Origin of the sequence: Serratia nevei (assembly GCF_024160145.1) — a bacterium.
In the GTDB taxonomy this organism is placed as follows: Bacteria; Pseudomonadota; Gammaproteobacteria; order Enterobacterales; family Enterobacteriaceae; genus Serratia; species Serratia nevei_A.
The window spans coordinates 42,043-61,111 of sequence record NZ_JAMYWQ010000023.1; the positions used below are offsets into that span (position 1 = coordinate 42,043).

Sequence of the window (19,069 nt, forward strand, 5' to 3'; positions counted from 1 at the left end):
CTTGTATCACATTTTATCGTTTGGGGTGAGGGCCTCTGTCAACCGTTGCTCCAACTTTCTGCGCGTTTCCTGATCGAGCGCGCGCCGCTCGCCGTCGGCCAGGATAAACAAATCCTCGACCCGCTCGCCGATGGTGGAAATGCGCGCGCCGTGCAGCGACAGCCCCAGATCGGCGAACACTTCGCCCACTCGCGCCAGCAAGCCGGGTTGGTCGAGCGCGGTCAGCTCCAGGTAGCTGCGGCGGTCGGTATGGGTCGGCAGGAAGGTGACTTCGGTCGGCACGCTGAAGTGGCGCAGCTTGGAGGACGGCCGGCGCACGCGCGGCGGCTGGTACTCTCGCTGGGTGATGGCCTGCACCAGCGCCTGGCGGATCGCCGCGTGGCGATCCTGCGCCAGCGGGCTGCCGTCCGGCTCCAGCACGATAAAGGTGTCCATCGCCATGCCGTCGCGGTTGGTGAAGATCTGCGCATCGTGCACGCTCAGGTTGCGGCGGTCCATCTCGCCGGCGACGGCGGCGAACAGATAGGGGCGATCCGGGCTCCAGATGAAGATTTCGGTGCCGCCGCGCGTCGCCTGGCGGCTAACCAGCACCAGCGGCTGGGTGGAGTCGTGGGCCAGCAGGTGGCGAGCGTGCCAGGCCAGCTGATTCGGCGAGTGGCGCAGGAAATAGTCGGCGCGGCAGCGGCTCCAGATGCGGTGCAGCGCCTCTTCGTCAATGTTGTCCATGCGCAGCAGCGCCAACGCCTGCAGGCGATGGTGGCGCACGCGTTCGCGCAGATCCGGGCTGTTTTGCATGCCGCGACGCAGCTGCTTCTCGGTGGCGAAATACAGCTCGCGCAACAGGCTCTGTTTCCAGCTGTTCCACAGGGTTTCGTTGGTGGCGCAGATATCCGCCACCGTCAGGCACACCAGGTAGCGCAGGCGAGTTTCGCTCTGCACTTCGCTGCTGAACTGCTGGATCACCGTCGGATCCTGGATATCGCGGCGCTGCGCGGTGACCGACATCAGCAGGTGGCAGCGCACCAGCCAGGCCACCAGCTGGGTTTCACGCGAGTTGAGGCCATGCAGCTCGGCGAACTCCACCACGTCTTCCGCGCCGAGGATCGAGTGATCGCCGCCGCGCCCTTTGGCGATATCGTGAAACAGCGCCGCCAGCAGCAGCAGTTCCGGATGCGGCAGGCGCGGGTACAGCTCCACGCACAGCGGATGGCGCGGCCGGGTTTGCGCATCGGCGAAGCTCTCCAGCTTTTGCAGCACGCGGATGGTGTGTTCATCGACGGTATAGGCGTGGAACAGGTCGAACTGCATCTGCCCGACGATCTTGCCCCACTGCGGCATATAGGCCCACAGCACGCTGTGACGGTGCATCGGTACCAGCGCGCGCGACACCGCGCCGGGGTGGCGGAGAATGGCCATAAACAGATCGCGCGCTTCCGGGATGGTGCACAGCGGCTGTTTCAGATGGCGGCGCGCGTGGCGCAACTGGCGCACGGTGGTGGAATAAATGCCCTTGATCTCGCGGTTGCGCACCATCAGGTAGAACATGCGCATGATGGCCTGCGGCTCGCGGATAAACAGCGTTTCGTCGCGCAGATCGATCAGATCGCCGCGCAGCTGGAAATCGTCGTTCAGCGGGCGCGGCTTCTCGGTGGCGTCCAGCGCCAGGATGGCTTCGTCGAACAGCTGCAGCAGCATGTGGTTGAGCTCGCTGACGCGCCGCGTCATGCGGTAAAAGTCTTTCATCATGCGCTCGACCGGTTCGTTGCCTTCGCCCTCATAGCGCAGCAGCTGCGCCACGCTCAGCTGGCGATCGAACAGCAGGCGGTTGTCGTAACGCGGCAGCACCAGGTGCAGCGCGAAGCGAATGCGCCACAGGAAGCTCTGACACTCGTTCAACTCGTTGCGCTCGGCCTGGGTGAGGAAACCGAAGCCGACCATTTCGTCCAGCGAGGTGGCGCCGAAGTGGCGGCGCGCCACCCACAGCAGGGTGTGGATGTCGCGCAGGCCGCCAGGGCTGCTTTTGATATCCGGCTCCAGGTTATAGCTGGTGCCGTGGTAGCGCTGGTGGCGCTCCTGCTGTTCGTTGACCTTGGCGTGGAAAAACTGCGGCGAGGGCCAGAAGCCGTCGCTGAAGATATGTTTTTGCATCTGCAGGAACAGCGCGACGTCGCCGCAGATCATGCGCGATTCGATCAGGTTGGTGGCCACGGTCAGATCCGCCAAGCCCTCCAGCAGACATTCTTCCAGGGTGCGCACGCTGTGGCCCACTTCCAGCTTGAGATCCCACAGCAGGGTGATGAATTCGCCGACCCGCTGCGACTGTTGCTCCGTCAGCCGGCGCTGGCTGAGCACCAGCACGTCGATGTCCGACAGCGGGTGCAGTTCGCCGCGGCCGTAGCCGCCAACCGCCACCAGCGCGGTTTCCGGGATATCTTCGAAGCCGTAGAAGGTCCACAGCCGGCGCAGCAGGCGATCGATGAAGTCGCTGCGCGCCGCCACCAGGCTTTCGGCGCTGGCACCGGCGTCGAACGCCGCCGCCAGCCACAGGTGGAACTGCTCCAGCCGCTGTTTCAGCACCGGACAGGTGAGCTCGTCGTTGCCGTAGGTGCTGGGGGAGGCGGGCGGCATCGGCACGGCCGGGGCCGCTTGTTGAAGGAGATTGTCAGACATAGTGCGCAGCCCATAAAAAAGGCCGGCAAAAGCCGGCCTGGTGATATTCTGCACGCAGCGTTCGCCGCGGTGCTTACATCTCGTGCGTAATGATGTTGGGGATGGTGTCATCCTTGCGCAACGTCATTATCTCGCAGCCGTTATCAGTGACCACAATAGTATGCTCATACTGCGCCGACAAGCTGCGATCTTTGGTTTTTACCGTCCAGCCGTCTTTCATGGTGCGGATGCGGTAGTCGCCGGCGTTGACCATCGGCTCGATGGTAAAAGCCATGCCCGCCTGCAGCACCACGCCGCCGTCATCGGCGTCATAGTGCAGCACCTGCGGCTCTTCGTGGAACACTTCGCCGATGCCGTGGCCGCAGTACTCGCGCACCACGGAGAACTTCTCGGCCTCGACGAACTGCTGGATAGCCTTGCCCAGGGTGCGCAGGCGGATACCCGGTTTGACCATCTTCAGCGCCAGGTACAGGCTTTCCTGAGTGACGCGGCACAGGCGCTCGCCCAGGATGGTCGGTTTGCCGACGATAAACATCTTCGAGGTGTCGCCGTGGAAGCCGTCTTTAATGACGGTCACGTCGATATTGACGATGTCGCCGTCTTTCAGCGTTTTGTCGTCGCTCGGGATGCCGTGGCACACCACTTCGTTCACCGAAATGCACACGGATTTCGGGAAGCCGTGGTAGCCGAGGCAGGCGGAGATGGCCTGCTGTTCGTTGGTGATGTACTCGTGACAGATACGGTCCAGCTCGCCGGTGGTCACGCCAGGTTTGACGTGCGGCTCGATGATCTCCAGCACTTCGGCGGCCAGGCGGCCGGCCACGCGCATTTTTTGGATGTCATCAGGTGTTTTAATTGAGATTGCCATGAAATTCGTCCGCAGGTGTCGTTATCGTCGACAATAAGAAGCAGTGACTTATGGTATCAGCCCGGCCGGGGGCTGCCAAATTTCATTTCCCGACGTCCGGCGCCAGGCAACAAAAGTTGGTGTCTACGGCGGGTTTATGGTATAAAGCGCGCCGGCGATCCGCGACTTGGTTCTTGTGACCTGGCGGAAATTGGCCGAAAATACTTTAACTGCACTCATTTTGTGTAAATAACACACACGTATCGGCACATCCGCCGGGGTGCCCTGAGGTGACTTGTCGCCGCCAGGGTCGGCGTTATGGGATACGTGGAGGCATAACCCCAATTAATCTATAGAGGTTTAATCATGGCAACTGTTTCCATGCGCGACATGCTCAAGGCTGGTGTTCACTTCGGTCACCAGACCCGTTACTGGAACCCGAAAATGAAGCCTTTCATCTTCGGCGCTCGTAACAAGGTTCACATCATCAACCTGGAGCAGACCGTACCTATGTTCAACGCCGCTCTGGCTGAACTGACCAAGATCTCTTCCCGTAAAGGCAAGATCCTGTTCGTGGGTACCAAGCGCGCAGCAAGCGAAGCGGTAAAAGACGCTGCCAACAGCTGTGACCAGTTCTTCGTGAACCACCGCTGGTTGGGTGGCATGCTGACTAACTGGAAAACCGTTCGTCAGTCCATCAAGCGTTTGAAAGATCTGGAAATCCAGTCTCAAGACGGCACCCTGGACAAGCTGACCAAGAAAGAAGCGCTGATGCGCACTCGTGAACTGGCCAAGCTGGAAAACTCCCTGGGCGGTATCAAAGATATGGGCGGTCTGCCAGACGCACTGTTCGTTATCGATGCCGATCACGAGCACATCGCGATCAAAGAAGCCAACAACCTGGGTATCCCGGTATTCTCTATCGTTGATACCAACTCCAACCCAGACGGCGTTGACTTCATCATCCCTGGTAACGACGACGCAATCCGTGCAGTAAACCTGTACCTGACTGCCGTTGCTGCCGCTGTGCGTGAAGGTCGTTCTCAAGATCTGGCCGTTCAGGCGGAAGAAGGCTTCGTAGAAGCTGAATAATAAGGCAAGCTCGTCACTGAGCCCTTATTAACCAGGTATTGACATATGTTGGTTAGGGGGGCCTGTAAAGGCCCCCTTTGCTTATCTGAATGAGAACTGTCTCTACGCGAGATAACCGAGGAAAAATAAATGGCTGATATTACCGCTGCCCTGGTAAAAGAACTGCGCGAGCGTACCGGCGCAGGCATGATGGATTGCAAGAAGGCGCTGGTTGAATCCAACGGCGACATCGAGCTGGCAATCGAAAACATGCGTAAGTCCGGTGCGATCAAAGCCGCTAAAAAAGCAGGTAACGTGGCTGCTGACGGCGTGATCAAAACCAAGATCGAAGGCAACTACGGCATCATCCTGGAAGTTAACTGCCAGACTGACTTCGTAGCGAAAGACGCCGGTTTCCAGGCATTCGCCGACAAAGTGCTGGATGCCGCTATGGCCGGCAAAATCACTGACGTTGACGTGCTGAAAGCGCAGTTCGAAGAAGAGCGCGTAGCGCTGGTGGCAAAAATCGGCGAAAACATCAACATTCGTCGCGTTGCTTCCCTGGAAGGCGACGTGCTGGGCAGCTACCTGCACGGCGCGCGTATCGGCGTTCTGGTTGCGGCTAAAGGCGCTGACGAAGAGCTGGTCAAGCAAATCGCAATGCACATTGCGGCAAGCAAGCCAGAGTTCGTGAAGCCAGAAGACGTGTCTGCTGAAGTGGTAGAAAAAGAGTACCAGGTTCAGCTGGACATCGCCATGCAGTCCGGCAAGCCGAAAGAAATCGCAGAGAAAATGGTTGAAGGCCGCATGAAGAAATTCACCGGCGAAGTTTCTCTGACCGGTCAGCCTTTCGTTATGGATCCGAGCAAATCCGTTGCTCAGGTGCTGAAAGAGCACAACGCTGACGTGACCAACTTCATTCGCTTCGAAGTGGGCGAAGGCATCGAGAAAGTCGAAACCGACTTCGCTGCTGAAGTTGCCGCGATGAGCAAACAGTCTTAATGACTGTCGATGGAACCGCCGTCTGGCGGTTCCATACTATCCAGCCAGAATTACACCGGTGGCAGGCCCTGCGGCGTGATACTCCTCACCTCAGGCGCGTTTCATCGGCTGAAACCCCCAATACTAATACTGCTTCTTAGGACAGAACACCATGGCAACCAATGCAAAACCCGTATATCAGCGTATTCTGCTTAAACTGAGTGGCGAAGCCCTGCAAGGTGCAGAAGGTTTTGGTATCGACGCCAGCGTTTTGGATCGCATGGCTCAGGAAGTGAAAGAGCTGGTCGAATTGGGAATTCAGGTCGGTGTAGTTATTGGCGGCGGGAACCTGTTCCGCGGCGCGGGCCTGGCGCAGGCCGGCATGAACCGCGTAGTGGGCGACCACATGGGAATGCTGGCTACCGTGATGAACGGCCTGGCTATGCGTGATGCACTGCACCGTGCCTATGTGAACGCCCGCCTGATGTCGGCGATCCCGCTGAACGGCGTGTGTGACAATTACAGCTGGGCAGAGGCGATCAGCCTGCTGCGCAACAACCGCGTGGTGATCTTCTCCGCCGGTACCGGCAACCCGTTCTTCACCACCGATTCCGCCGCTTGCCTGCGCGGTATCGAGATCGAAGCGGACGTGGTGCTGAAAGCCACCAAAGTGGATGGCGTATACTCCGCCGATCCGGTGAAAAACCCGGATGCGACGCTGTATGAACAATTAACCTATCAGGACGTGCTGGAGCGCGAGCTGAAAGTGATGGACCTGGCGGCGTTTACGCTGGCCCGCGATCACGGCTTGCCGATCCGCGTGTTCAACATGAACAAGCCTGGCGCGCTGCGCCGCGTGGTGATGGGTGAAAACGAAGGTACGCTGATCAGCAAATAAGGCTGTTCGCACCCATTTGCGGAGCGTGCGGCGCCGGGCGCCGCGCGTTTTCCGAGTACGATTACGGGCTATACTTGAGTATCGCCTGCCAAGTAACCAGCTTCCAAGGGTTTGCAACGTGACTAATGAAATCAGAAAAGATGCTGATTCACGCATGGAAAAAAGCGTAGAAGCATTCAAAAACCAAATCAGCAAGATCCGCACCGGCCGCGCTTCTCCAAGCATTCTGGACGGCATCATGGTGGAATACTACGGTGCCGCTACGCCGCTGCGCCAGCTGGCCAACGTGACCGTGGAAGACTCCCGCACGCTGAAAATCAACGTGTTCGACCGCAGCCTGAGCCAGGCCGTTGAGAAAGCGATCATGAGCTCCGATCTGGGCCTCAACCCGTCTTCCGCCGGTTCCGACATTCGCGTTCCGCTGCCTCCACTGACCGAAGAACGCCGTAAGGATCTGATCAAGATCGTGCGCGGCGAAGCCGAGCAGGGCCGCGTAGCGGTCCGTAACGTGCGCCGCGACGCCAACGACAAGGTCAAGGCGCTGCTGAAAGACAAAGAGATCAGCGAAGACGAAGAACGTCGTTCACAAGACGAGATTCAGAAAATGACCGACGCTTACATCAAACTGGTCGATGCCGCGCTGGCAGAGAAAGAAAAAGAGCTGATGGATTTCTAATCAGCATCGCGCAGAAAAAAAGCGTCGCCTGGGCGGCGCTTTGTTTTTTGTGGCGCAGATCCCGTTTCATCGTACTGAAAGATCATGGACAAGCGGTGTCCAAGGTTCCACACTGGAGCACCTCCGATCTCATCAGACAGTTATTCAGAGTGAACTCATGAAGCAACTGACCATTCTTGGCTCGACCGGCTCGGTAGGGACCAGCACCCTGGCCGTGGTCAGGGCGAATCCCGACCGTTTTGCGATCAAAGCGCTGGTGGCCGGCCGCAACGTCGCGGTCATGGCGCAGCAATGCCTGGAATTCCGGCCCGCCTTTGCGGCAATGGCGGAGGAAAGCGCCGCGCGCGAACTCCGCACCATTCTGGCGGAAAACGGCGTCGCTACCGAGGTATTGGCCGGGGAACAAGCGGCCTGCGAACTGGCGGCGTTGGCTGACGTCGATCAAGTGACGGCGGCGATCGTCGGCGCGGCAGGGCTGCTGCCGACGCTGGCGGCGATCCGCGCAGGCAAGCAGGTGCTGCTGGCCAACAAAGAGTCGCTGGTCACCTGCGGCCGTTTGTTTATGGACGCGGTGCGGCAAAGCCAGGCGCAGCTGCTGCCGCTCGACAGCGAGCACAATGCGATTTTTCAGAGTTTGCCTGAGAGTATTCAACGTCAGTTGGGATACTCTTCACTGGACAGTCATGGTGTTTCGCGCATCGTGCTTACCGGTTCCGGCGGCCCGTTCCGCACCACGCCGTTGGAACAGTTTGCTGCGATGACGCCGGATCAAGCCTGTGCCCATCCGAACTGGTCGATGGGGCGCAAGATCTCGGTGGATTCCGCCACCATGATGAACAAAGGTCTGGAATACATTGAGGCCCGCTGGCTGTTTAACGCCTCGGCCGAGCAAATGGAAGTGATCCTGCACCCGCAGTCGGTGATTCACTCGATGGTGCGCTATGCCGACGGCAGCGTGCTGGCGCAGCTGGGCACGCCGGATATGCGCACGCCGATCGCTCATGCGATGGCGTATCCGCAGCGCGTGAACTCTGGCGTGGCAGCGCTGGACTTCTGCCGCATCGGTTCACTGACCTTCGCCGAACCGGAGCGCGAGCGTTATCCTTGCCTGTATTTGGCGATCGAAGCGTTCGATGCCGGCCAGGCGGCGACTACCGCGCTGAACGCGGCCAACGAAGTCGCCGTGGCGGCATTTTTGCAGCAGCAGATTCGCTTTACCGATATCGCTGCGGTCAACCGCCGGGTCCTCGAGCGCCTCGCGCTACAGGAACCGACCTGCATCGAAGCGGTCTTAGACATTGACCGCCAGGCGCGGGCTGCCGCCGAGGCAGGGGTTCGTGCACTGTGCGGCTGAGCACGGCGATTATCCGATTTTGCTCGTAATTCGCGCGTGCCGCAGCGGGGCCGTTTGTTCATGCCCTGCTGAGGTGGTATAGTCTGCGCCACCTGTCAGCGGTTATACCGTTGAATTATGGCCCGATTGGCGCTTCGTGCGCCAATGGCGAGACCTGGCTGTGCCGGGCATCGCGCGGGCAGGCTGAAAGCCGTGTCGGGCACACGGCTTTTTTTGCGCGTAAGGGCCTGATGTTCCGGAAAGGCAGTTATATTTCTATTGAGGAAATAAGTACGAGTTATGTCGTCCGCAAACCAACAAGAGGCTAATCCATCTTTCCCGGGGCCGCGCCATGTCGCCATTATCATGGACGGTAACGGACGCTGGGCCAAACGTCAGGGCAAGTTACGTGTCTTCGGTCATAAAGCAGGGGTGAAATCGGTTCGCCGCGCGGTCAGTTTTGCCGCCAGCCACCATTTAGATGCACTCACGCTTTATGCCTTCAGCAGCGAAAACTGGAACCGTCCGGTGCAGGAAGTCTCCGCACTGATGGAGCTTTTTGTCCGCGCCCTGGATAGTGAAGTAAAAAGCCTGCATAAACATAACGTCAGGTTGCGGGTGATCGGCGATATCAGCCGATTCAGTTCGCGTTTGCAGGAGCGGATCCGCCGCTCTGAAGCCCTGACGGAAAATAACGATGGCCTGACGCTCAATATCGCTGCCAACTACGGCGGCCGTTGGGATATCATTCAGGGAGTAAGGGAGCTGGCCGAACAGATACGGGTAGGGGAGTTGCACCCGGATCAGATCAGCGAAGAATTATTGAGCGATCGGGTTTGCATGAGCGACCTGGCGCCGGTGGATCTGGTTATCCGCACCGGTGGCGAGCATCGCATCAGTAACTTCCTGCTGTGGCAAATCGCCTATGCTGAACTTTACTTTACTGATGTACTCTGGCCTGATTTCGATGAACTTGTCTTTGAAGGTGCGCTGAATGCATTTGCACAACGTGAGCGCCGCTTCGGGGGAACAACACCTATCGGCGCCGATGCGTCCTAGGGAGAACTTTTGCTGAAGTATCGCCTCATAACTGCTCTGATTTTAATCCCGATCGTTATCGCGGCGCTGTTCCTGTTGCCGCCGCTGGCCTTTGCTCTGGTAACGCTCGTCGTGTGCATGTTAGCAGCCTGGGAGTGGGGCCAGTTGGCCGGCTTCACCTCCCGTTCGCAGCGTATCTGGTTGGCGATACTGTGCGGTTTTCTGCTGGCGCTGATGATGCTCAGCGTCCCCGCTTACCATCAGTCCGTGCCGCAGATAAGCGGCTCGCTGTGGCTGTCGCTGGGCTGGTGGCTGGCGGCGCTGCTGCTGGTGCTGTTCTACCCCGGTTCGGCCGCTATCTGGCGCAATTCGCGCCCGCTGCGCCTGCTGTTCGGCCTGCTGACCATCGTGCCGTTCTTCTGGGGCATGTTGGCGCTGCGCCAGTTCGGCTATGAGCAAAACCCGTTTACCGGTGCCTGGTGGCTGCTGTACGTGATGCTGCTGGTGTGGGGCGCAGATTCCGGCGCCTACATGTTCGGCAAGCTGTTCGGCAAGCATAAGCTGGCGCCGAAGGTTTCGCCGGGCAAAACCTGGGAAGGGTTGATCGGCGGGTTGTTGACGTCGGCGCTGATCTCCTGGCTGTTCGGCCGTTATGCGCCGCTGAACGTGGTGCCGACCACCCTGTTGGCCTGTTCGGTGCTCGCCGCGCTGGCTTCAGTGCTGGGCGATCTGACCGAAAGCATGTTCAAACGCGAAGCGGGCATCAAGGACAGCGGTCATTTGATTCCCGGTCATGGCGGCATACTGGATCGTATCGACAGTTTGACCGCGGCGGTGCCGGTGTTCGCCTGCCTGATGCTGTTGGTGTTTTAATCCGTCGATGACGGAAAGTGAGGGATGATGGTCAGCGTGCTTTGGAACCTGGTGGCGTTTCTGATTGCGCTCGGTATCTTGATTACCGTGCACGAATTCGGACACTTTTGGGTTGCCCGTCGTTGCGGCGTACGCGTTGAACGCTTCTCCATCGGTTTCGGCCGGGCGCTGTGGCGCCGCACCGATCGCCAGGGCACCGAGTACGTCATCGCCTTGATTCCGCTCGGTGGCTACGTGAAGATGCTGGACGAGCGCGTGGAGTCGGTGGCACCGGAAATGCGCCACCAGGCCTTCAACAACAAAACCGTCTGGCAGCGCGCGGCCATCATCAGCGCCGGTCCCATCGCCAACTTCCTGTTTGCCATCCTGGCCTACTGGCTGGTGTTTATCATCGGCGTGCCGAGTTTCCGTCCGGTGATCGGCGAAATCGCGCCGCAATCGATCGCCGCCCGGGCCGAAATTTCGTCTGGCATGGAACTAAAGTCGGTTGACGGCATCGAAACGCCTGATTGGGAGTCAGTTCGTCTGGCGCTGGTGGCGAAGATTGGCGATGCGCAAACCGAAGTCGGCGTCGCGCCGTTCGGCTCTTCGCAGGTGGTGACCAAAACCCTGGATTTGCGCCAGTGGAGCTTTGAGCCGGACAAGCAGGATCCCGTGGTCGCGCTGGGCATTATGCCGCGCGGCCCGCAGATAGAATCCGTGTTGGCGGAGGTGCAGCCGAACTCGGCAGCGCAAAAGGCGGGTTTACAAGCGGGGGACAGGATCGTTAAAGTCGATGGTCAGCCGCTGGGGCGTTGGCAGACGCTGGTGAAGCGTATCCACGATGGCCCGGGGCAACCGCTGGCTTTAGAGATTGAAAGAAACGGCGCCCCCTTGTCTTTGGCGCTGATACCGGATACAAAGCCGGTGGGAAAAGACAAATCGGTGGGGTTTGCAGGCATCGTTCCAAAAGTGCTGCCGCTGCCGGACGAGTATAAGACGATTCGCCAGTATGGACCGTTCCCGGCGCTGTATCAGGCCGGCGACAAGACCTGGCAGCTGATGCGGCTGACGGTTAACATGCTGGGCAAATTAATAACCGGTGATGTAAAGCTGAACAACCTGAGTGGCCCGATCTCGATTGCACAGGGAGCAGGGGCGTCAGCCGGAGTCGGGTTCGTGTATTATCTGATGTTCCTGGCGTTGATTAGCGTCAACCTGGGGATCATCAACCTGTTCCCATTACCGGTGTTAGATGGTGGGCATCTCCTCTTCCTGGCGATAGAAAAGCTGAAGGGGGGGCCGGTTTCCGAGCGAGTACAGGACTACAGCTACCGCATAGGTTCGATCGTGCTGGTGTTGTTGATGGGTCTTGCACTTTTCAATGATTTTTCCCGTCTCTAGGGGCGGGGATAGGTTAGGAAGAACGCATAACAACGATGGCGATGAAAAAGTTGCTCATAGCGTCGCTGCTGTTTGGCAGCGCCACCGTATACGGTGCAGACGGGTTCGTAGTGAAAGACATTCATTTCGAAGGCCTGCAGCGAGTCGCCGTCGGTGCGGCGTTACTCAACATGCCGGTTCGCGTCGGCGATACCGTCACTGACGATGACATCAGTAATACCATCCGAGCCTTGTTTGCCACCGGCAACTTCGAGGACGTGCGCGTACTGCGCGATGGGAATACGCTGATCGTGCAGGTGAAGGAACGTCCTACCATCGCCAGCATCACCTTCTCCGGCAACAAGTCGGTGAAGGATGACATGCTCAAGCAGAACCTGGAAGCCTCCGGCGTCCGGGTGGGCGAGGCGCTCGACCGCACCACGATCTCCAGCATTGAAAAAGGGCTGGAAGACTTCTACTACAGCGTCGGTAAATACAGCGCCTCGGTGAAAGCCGTGGTCACGCCGTTGCCGCGCAACCGTGTCGACCTGAAGCTGGTGTTCACGGAAGGGGTCTCTGCCAAGATTCAACAAATCAACATCGTCGGCAACCATGCCTTCACCAACGACGAGCTGATCTCGCGCTTCCAGCTGCGTGATGAAGTGCCGTGGTGGAACCTGGTCGGCGATCGCAAATACCAGAAGCAAAAACTGGCGGGCGATCTTGAAACCCTGCGCAGCTTCTATCTGGATCGCGGCTATGCCCGTTTCAACATCGACTCTACCCAGGTGAGCCTGACGCCGGATAAAAAAGGCATCTACATCACCATCAACATCACCGAAGGCGAACAGTACAAGCTTTCTGATGTCGTCGTGAACGGCAACCTGGCCGGCCACTCGGCGGAAGTTGCCCAGATCACCAAAATCGAGCCGGGCGAGCTGTACAACGGCAGCAAGGTAACCAAAATGGAAGACAACATCAAAACGATGTTGGGCCGTTATGGTTACGCCTACCCGCGCGTCGGCACTCAGCCGGAGATCAACGACGCGGATAAAACCGTCAAGCTGCACGTCAACGTTGACGCGGGCAACCGCTTCTACGTGCGCCGCATCAAGTTCGAAGGCAACGACACCAGCAAGGATTCCGTACTGCGTCGCGAAATGCGCCAGATGGAAGGGGCCTGGCTTGGCAACGAGCAGGTCGAGCAGGGTAAAGAGCGCTTAAACCGCCTGGGCTACTTCGAAACGGTTGACGTGGAAACCCAGCGCGTGCCGGGCACCGCCGATCAGGTCGACGTGACCTACAAGGTGAAAGAACGTAACACCGGTACCTTTAACTTCGGCGTCGGCTACGGCACCGAGAGCGGCGTCAGCTTCCAGGCCGGCGTGCAGCAGGACAACTGGTTGGGTACCGGCTACTCGGTCGGCATCAGCGGCACCAAGAACGACTACCAGACCTATACCGAATTCTCGGTCACCAACCCGTACTTCACCGTTGACGGTGTGAGCCTGGGCGGCCGCGTGTTCTACAACGACTTTAAAGCGGATAACGCGGATCTGTCGGACTACACCAACAAGAGTTACGGCGTCGACGGCACGCTGGGCTTCCCGATCAACGAAAACAACTCGTTGCGCACCGGCCTGGGCTACGTCCACAACGGCCTGTCTAACATGCAGCCGCAGATCGCCATGTGGCGTTATCTCGACTCGATGGGCCAGGATCCGAACAAAACCGACCGTGCCAGCTACTCGACGGACGACTTTACCCTGAACCTGGGCTGGACTTACAACAACCTGGACCGCGGCTACTTCCCTACCTCGGGTAACCGCACCACGTTGAACGGCAAGGTCACCATTCCGGGCTCGGACAACGAGTACTACAAACTGACGCTGGACAGCGTGCAGTATGTGCCGATCAACGACGACCGCACCTGGGTGCTGTTGGGCCGCGGCCGTCTGGGCTACGCGGATGGGCTGGGCGGCAAGGAAATGCCGTTCTATGAGAACTTCTACGCCGGTGGTTCGAGCACCGTGCGCGGCTTCCAGTCCAACACCATCGGTCCGAAGGCGGTGTACTACAATTCCAACTCGTACCAGTGCCAGTTCAACGCCGGCAGCACGACTACGCGCCAAAACATCTGTAACTCGGATGACGCCGTGGGCGGCAACGCCATGGCGGTGGCCAGCCTGGAGCTGATCACCCCGACGCCGTTCATCAGCGAAAAATACGCCAACTCGGTGCGGACGTCGCTGTTCATCGATGCGGGCACCGTGTGGGATACCAAGTGGAAGAATACCGACGAGACGCTGATGTACGGCGTACCGGACTACAGCAAAGCGGGCAATATTCGCTCCTCCGCCGGTATTGCGCTGCAGTGGATGTCGCCGCTGGGGCCGTTGGTGTTCTCTTACGCCAACCCGATCAAGAAATACGAAGGCGACAAGTCCGAACAGTTCCAGTTTAACATCGGTAAGACCTGGTAACGGGTCTCGCCTCTGGGCATAACAGTTATTAAGAATCGCAATGGCCAGGCGCCCGCCGGCAGAGAGATGAGTCTCATTGTTGGGTGGGGTAAGTCTGGCAAATTGTGTACTTCAGTGTCATATGACACAAATGGGTGATGGTAAGGAGTTTATAGTGAAAAAGTGGTTGTGTGCCGCAGGCCTCGGTTTAGCAATGGCTGCTTCAGCTGGCGTTCAGGCAGCAGATAAGATCGCTGTCGTTAACGTCTCCAGCATTTTCCAACAGCTGCCGGCCCGCGAAGCGGTCGCCAAACAGCTGGAAAACGAGTTTAAAGGCCGTGCAAGCGAACTCCAGAACATGGAACGTAGCCTGCAGACCAAAATGCAACGTCTGCAGCGTGACGGCGCTACCATGAAAGCCAGCGATCGCAGCAAATTGGAAAAAGACGTGATGGCGCAGCGCGAGCAGTTCTCTCAGAAAGCGCAGGCTTTCGAGCAGGACAACCGTCGTCGCCAGATGGAAGAGCGTAACAAGATCCTGAGCCGCATTCAGGACGCGGTGAAATCTGTCGCCAGCAAAGGCGGCTATGACGTGGTGATCGACGCCAACGCCGTTGCCTATGCAGACTCTTCCAAAGATATCACTGCTGACGTGCTGAAACAGGTTAAATAACACATGCTTTCAATTCGACTGGCTGATTTAGCGCAGCAGTTGGATGCACAATTGCACGGTGATGGCGATCTCGTCATCACCGGCATTGCTTCTATGCATTCGGCACAGCCTGGCCAAATCACGTTTTTGTCAAACAGCCGCTATCAAGAGCAGCTGTCTTCCTGCCAGGCAAGCGCCGTGGTGCTTACCGAAGCGGATTTACCACACTGCCGTACTGCGGCGCTGGTGGTTAAGAACCCTTACCTGACCTACGCGCGCATGGCGCAGCTGATGGACACCACGCCGGCGCCGGCGCAGGATATCGCGCCAAGCGCGGTGATCTCGCCTGAAGCGCAGCTGGGGCACAACGTCGCCATTGGGGCGAACGCAGTGATCGAGTCGGGTGCAGTGCTGGGCGATAACGTGGTTATCGGCCCGGGCTGCTTCATCGGCAAACACGCCCGTATCGGCGCGGGAACGCGTCTGTGGGCGAACGTCACGATTTATCATGCGGTCGAAATCGGCCAGCGCTGCCTGATCCAGTCCGGCACCGTGATCGGCGCGGACGGTTTCGGCTATGCGAACGAGCGCGGCGAGTGGATCAAGATTCCTCAGTTGGGCACGGTGATTATCGGCGATCGCGTCGAAATCGGCGCTTGCACCACCATTGACCGCGGCGCTTTGGATAACACCCAAATCGGGAATGGTGTTATCATCGACAACCAATGCCAGATTGCACATAACGTCGTGATTGGCGACAATACCGCCGTCGCCGGCGGTGTGATCATGGCCGGCAGCCTGAAAATCGGCCGCTACTGCCAGATCGGCGGCGCCAGCGTGATCAACGGTCACATGGAAATTGCCGACAAGGTTGTTGTTACCGGAATGGGAATGGTTATGCGACCAATCACCGAACCTGGGGTATACTCTTCGGGCATTCCGTTGCAGCCTAACAAGGTTTGGCGTAAAACCGCTGCGTTGGTGATGAATATCGATGAGATCAGCAAGCGCTTGAAAGCTGTCGAACGTAAAGTCGGAAAAGACTAATCATTGCCGCCCGCCCTCCTTGGCGGGGACAAAACGAAACGCGTTGGTCGTGAGACCAAAAGCGCAAAGAGATGTTAATTTGCGGCCTGCATGATGATCTCCTTTTGGGGTCAGCGCAGGCCGTGTTGTTGATGCCATCAGTTTTTAGAGACAGGAAGAGTATTTTGACTACTGACACTCATACTCTGGATATTGCAGAAATTTTGGATCTGCTTCCTCACCGTTACCCGTTCTTGCTGGTCGACCGCGTCCTCGAGTTTGAAGAGCACAAATATCTGCGTGCGGTGAAGAACGTATCGGTGAACGAACCGTTTTTCCAGGGCCACTTCCCTGGCAAACCGATTTTCCCAGGCGTATTGATTCTGGAAGCCATGGCGCAGGCCACCGGCATTCTGGCGTTTAAGAGCGTCGGCAAACTGGAGCCGGGCGAACTGTATTACTTTGCCGGTATCGACGAAGCTCGCTTCAAACGCCCTGTGGTGCCAGGCGATCAGATGGTCATGGAAGTCACCTTCGAGAAAACTCGCCGCGGCCTGACTCGCTTCAAAGGCGTAGCGACCGTTGACGGTAAAATTGTCTGCGAAGCAACCATGATGTGTGCCCGCAGCCGGGAGGCTTAATCCGTGATTGACCAAACCGCCTTTATCCATCCTAGCGCGATAGTCGAAGAAGGCGCCGTGATCGGCGCCAACGTGCATATCGGCCCATTCTGCTACGTCGGCTCCCAGGTGGAAATCGGCGCCGGCACGGTGCTGAAATCCCACGTGGTGGTGAACGGCATTACCAAGATTGGCCGCGATAACCAGATTTATCAGTTCGCCTCTATCGGTGAAGTGAACCAGGATCTGAAATACGCGGGCGAACCGACGCGCGTTGAAGTGGGCGATCGCAACCGCATTCGCGAAAGCGTCACCATTCACCGCGGCACCGCGCAGGGTACCGGTGTGACCAAAGTGGGCAGCGATAACCTGCTGATGGTCAACACGCATATCGGGCATGATTGCGTCGTCGGCAATTTCTGCGTGCTGGCCAACAATGCTACGCTTGGCGGACACGTGGAAATCGACGATCACGCCATCATCGGCGGCATGACGGCGATCCACCAGTTCTGCATTATCGGTGCGCATGTGATGGTAGGCGGTTGTTCCGGCGTTGCTCAGGACGTGCCTCCATTCGTCATCGCTCAGGGTAACCACGCGACGCCGTTCGGCGTCAACGCGGTCGGCCTGAAGCGTCGCGGTTTCGACAAGGATGAAATGCAGGCGATCCGCAACGCCTACAAGATCCTGTATCGCAGCGAGAAAACGCTGGATGAAGCGAAAGCGGAAATCGAAGCCCTGGCCAAAGAACAGCCGGTGGTGCAGCTGTACCTCGATTTCTTCACCCGTTCCACCCGCGGCATCATTCGCTGAGTTATGTCGAATCGTCCATTGACTATCGGATTGGTCGCCGGAGAAACCTCCGGTGACATTCTCGGCGCCGGTTTGATCCGCGCGCTCAAGGCGCAGATCCCCGACGCGCGTTTCGTTGGCGTCGCCGGCCCGCTGATGCAGGCCGAAGGGTGCGAAGCCTGGTACGAAATGGAAGAGCTGGCGGTCATGGGCGTAGTGGAAGTGCTCGAGCGCTTGCCACGCCTGTTGACGATCCGCAAGGATCTCACCCGCCGTTTCGGCGAGCTGCGGCCGGACGTGTTTGTCGGCATCGACGCGCCGGACTTCAACATCACGCTGGAAGGCCGCCTCAAGCAGCGCGGCATCCGCACCATCCATTACGTCAGCCCTTCCGTGTGGGCCTGGCGGCAAAAGCGCGTTTTCAAAATTGGCAAAGCCACCGATCTGGTGCTGGCCTTTCTCCCTTTCGAAAAAGCGTTTTACGATCGTTTCAACGTGCCTTGCCGGTTTATCGGCCACACCATGGCGGACGCCATGCCGTTGCAGCCCGATCGGCTGGCGGCGCGCGCTCAGCTTGGCATCGCTCCGCAGGCGCGCTGTCTGGCTTTGCTGCCGGGCAGCCGCGGCGCCGAAGTCGAGATGCTGAGCGCCGACTTCCTCAAAACGGCGCAGCTGCTGCGCACGCGTTATCCTGAACTGGAAGTGGTGGTGCCGCTGGTCAACGCCAAACGGCGCGAGCAGTTTGAGCGCATCAAGGCGGAAGTGGCGCCGGATCTGACGGTGCACCTGCTGAACGGCCAGGGGCGCGAGGCGATGATCGCCAGCGACGCGGCGCTGTTGGCGTCCGGCACGGCGGCGCTGGAGTGCATGCTGGCCAAGTGCCCGATGGTGGTGGGCTATCGCATGAAGCCGTTCACTTTCTGGCTGGCGCAGAAGCTGGTGAAAACGCCTTACGTTTCGCTGCCGAATCTGCTGGCGGGGCGCGAGATCGTCACCGAGCTGCTGCAGCATGACTGCGTGCCGGACAAACTGGCCGCCGCCGTGATGCCGCTGCTCGAAGAGAGCCCGCAAACCGAAGCGCTGAAACAGACTTTCCTTACCTTGCATCAAAGCATCCGTTGCGGTGCGGACGAACAGGCCGCTCAGGCTGTGTTGGAACTGGCGAAAGCATGATTGAACCCTTTATCTATCCCGCTGCCACACTGATTGCCGGTGTGGACGAAGTGGGCCGCGGCCCGTTGGTTGGCGCGGTGGTCACCGCCGCGGTGATCCTCGATCCGGCGCAGCCGATCGTCGGGCTGGCGGACTCCAAAAAGCTCAGTGAAAAGCGCCGTCTGGCGCTGTATGACGAAATCGTCGCCAAGGCGCTCTCCTGGAGCCTGGGGCGCGCCGAGCCGGCGGAAATCGACCAACTGAACATTTTGCACGCCACCATGCTGGCGATGCAGCGCGCAGTGGCCGGGTTGCATATCGCGCCGGACATGGTTTTAATCGACGGTAACCGTTGCCCGAATTTGCCGATGCGTTCGCAGGCGGTGGTGAAGGGCGATAGCCGCGTGGCGGAGATCAGCGCGGCGTCCATTCTGGCGAAGGTCACGCGCGATCGCGAAATGGCCGAGCTGGACAGCGAGTTCCCGGACTACGGTTTCGCGCAGCATAAAGGCTACCCGACCGCCCTCCACCTGGAGCGGCTGGCCGCGCTGGGCGCCACCGAGCACCACCGCCGCAGCTTCGCGCCGGTGAAAAGGGCGCTGGCGCTGTAGCCTGC

Annotated in this window: 17 protein-coding genes; 15 read left to right on the forward strand and 2 right to left on the reverse strand. The window is 58.9% G+C overall.

The window, feature by feature from the left end; genetic code table 11:
• Positions 1–6: 6 nt before the first annotated feature.
• Together glnD and map are read right to left on the reverse strand one after the other, a co-directional pair.
• Positions 7–2,670 (reverse strand): bifunctional uridylyltransferase/uridylyl-removing protein GlnD, encoded by a 2,664-nt coding sequence (gene glnD / locus M6G53_RS16375; RefSeq protein ID WP_253333003.1) that lies wholly within the window; start codon positions 2,668–2,670, stop codon positions 7–9.
• A gap of 73 nt (positions 2,671–2,743) precedes the next feature.
• Complete coding sequence (gene map / locus M6G53_RS16380) at positions 2,744–3,538, reverse strand: type I methionyl aminopeptidase (RefSeq protein WP_004931936.1); 795 nt, start codon at positions 3,536–3,538, stop codon at positions 2,744–2,746.
• Positions 3,539–3,883: 345 nt separating this feature from the next.
• Here map and rpsB point away from each other — a divergent pair, with 345 nt between their 5' ends.
• The 15 genes from rpsB to rnhB all read left to right on the forward strand — a co-directional run bounded on the left by rpsB (position 3,884) and on the right by rnhB (position 19,064).
• Positions 3,884–4,609 carry a 30S ribosomal protein S2 gene (gene rpsB, locus M6G53_RS16385; protein WP_004931937.1) on the forward strand — a complete coding sequence of 242 codons (726 nt, stop codon included), beginning with the start codon at positions 3,884–3,886 and terminating at the stop codon, positions 4,607–4,609.
• Between the two features lie 129 nt (positions 4,610–4,738).
• Positions 4,739–5,590: a translation elongation factor Ts gene (gene tsf / locus M6G53_RS16390; RefSeq protein WP_033644872.1), complete on the forward strand. Its 852-nt coding sequence runs from the start codon at positions 4,739–4,741 to the stop codon at positions 5,588–5,590.
• Positions 5,591–5,741: 151 nt separating this feature from the next.
• The gene (gene pyrH / locus M6G53_RS16395; RefSeq protein WP_004931940.1) at positions 5,742–6,467 is read left to right on the forward strand and encodes a UMP kinase; all 726 of its coding nucleotides are present in this window, start codon (positions 5,742–5,744) and stop codon (positions 6,465–6,467) included.
• Positions 6,468–6,585: 118 nt separating this feature from the next.
• Positions 6,586–7,143, forward strand: a complete 558-nt coding sequence (gene frr / locus M6G53_RS16400; RefSeq protein WP_004931943.1) for a ribosome recycling factor — start codon at positions 6,586–6,588, stop codon at positions 7,141–7,143.
• A 157-nt stretch (positions 7,144–7,300) separates the two neighbouring features.
• Positions 7,301–8,497: a 1-deoxy-D-xylulose-5-phosphate reductoisomerase gene (gene ispC / locus M6G53_RS16405; protein WP_253333005.1), complete on the forward strand. Its 1,197-nt coding sequence runs from the start codon at positions 7,301–7,303 to the stop codon at positions 8,495–8,497.
• 279 nt (positions 8,498–8,776) lie between these two features.
• Positions 8,777–9,535 (forward strand): (2E,6E)-farnesyl-diphosphate-specific ditrans,polycis-undecaprenyl-diphosphate synthase, encoded by a 759-nt coding sequence (gene ispU, locus M6G53_RS16410; RefSeq protein ID WP_253333007.1) that lies wholly within the window; start codon positions 8,777–8,779, stop codon positions 9,533–9,535.
• Between the two features lie 9 nt (positions 9,536–9,544).
• Complete coding sequence (cdsA, locus tag M6G53_RS16415) at positions 9,545–10,387, forward strand: phosphatidate cytidylyltransferase (protein WP_253333009.1); 843 nt, start codon at positions 9,545–9,547, stop codon at positions 10,385–10,387.
• A gap of 27 nt (positions 10,388–10,414) precedes the next feature.
• Positions 10,415–11,770, forward strand: a complete 1,356-nt coding sequence (gene rseP, locus M6G53_RS16420) for a sigma E protease regulator RseP (RefSeq protein WP_253333044.1) — start codon at positions 10,415–10,417, stop codon at positions 11,768–11,770.
• Positions 11,771–11,805: 35 nt separating this feature from the next.
• Positions 11,806–14,232, forward strand: coding sequence for an outer membrane protein assembly factor BamA (bamA, locus tag M6G53_RS16425; RefSeq protein WP_253333010.1), 2,427 nt, complete (start codon positions 11,806–11,808; stop codon positions 14,230–14,232).
• Between the two features lie 154 nt (positions 14,233–14,386).
• Positions 14,387–14,884 (forward strand): molecular chaperone Skp, encoded by a 498-nt coding sequence (skp, locus tag M6G53_RS16430; protein ID WP_004931958.1) that lies wholly within the window; start codon positions 14,387–14,389, stop codon positions 14,882–14,884.
• Between the two features lie 3 nt (positions 14,885–14,887).
• Positions 14,888–15,910 carry a UDP-3-O-(3-hydroxymyristoyl)glucosamine N-acyltransferase gene (gene lpxD, locus M6G53_RS16435; RefSeq protein WP_060441358.1) on the forward strand — a complete coding sequence of 341 codons (1,023 nt, stop codon included), beginning with the start codon at positions 14,888–14,890 and terminating at the stop codon, positions 15,908–15,910.
• A gap of 164 nt (positions 15,911–16,074) precedes the next feature.
• Positions 16,075–16,530, forward strand: a complete 456-nt coding sequence (gene fabZ / locus M6G53_RS16440; protein WP_004931962.1) for a 3-hydroxyacyl-ACP dehydratase FabZ — start codon at positions 16,075–16,077, stop codon at positions 16,528–16,530.
• Positions 16,531–16,533: 3 nt separating this feature from the next.
• Complete coding sequence (lpxA, locus tag M6G53_RS16445) at positions 16,534–17,322, forward strand: acyl-ACP--UDP-N-acetylglucosamine O-acyltransferase (protein ID WP_253333012.1); 789 nt, start codon at positions 16,534–16,536, stop codon at positions 17,320–17,322.
• A 3-nt stretch (positions 17,323–17,325) separates the two neighbouring features.
• Entirely contained in the window at positions 17,326–18,474 is a 1,149-nt protein-coding gene (gene lpxB, locus M6G53_RS16450) for a lipid-A-disaccharide synthase (RefSeq protein WP_253333014.1), read from the forward strand.
• The gene (gene rnhB / locus M6G53_RS16455; protein WP_025304028.1) at positions 18,471–19,064 is read left to right on the forward strand and encodes a ribonuclease HII; all 594 of its coding nucleotides are present in this window, start codon (positions 18,471–18,473) and stop codon (positions 19,062–19,064) included. The genes lpxB and rnhB overlap by 4 nt, the downstream gene beginning before the upstream one ends.
• Positions 19,065–19,069: the final 5 nt, after the last annotated feature.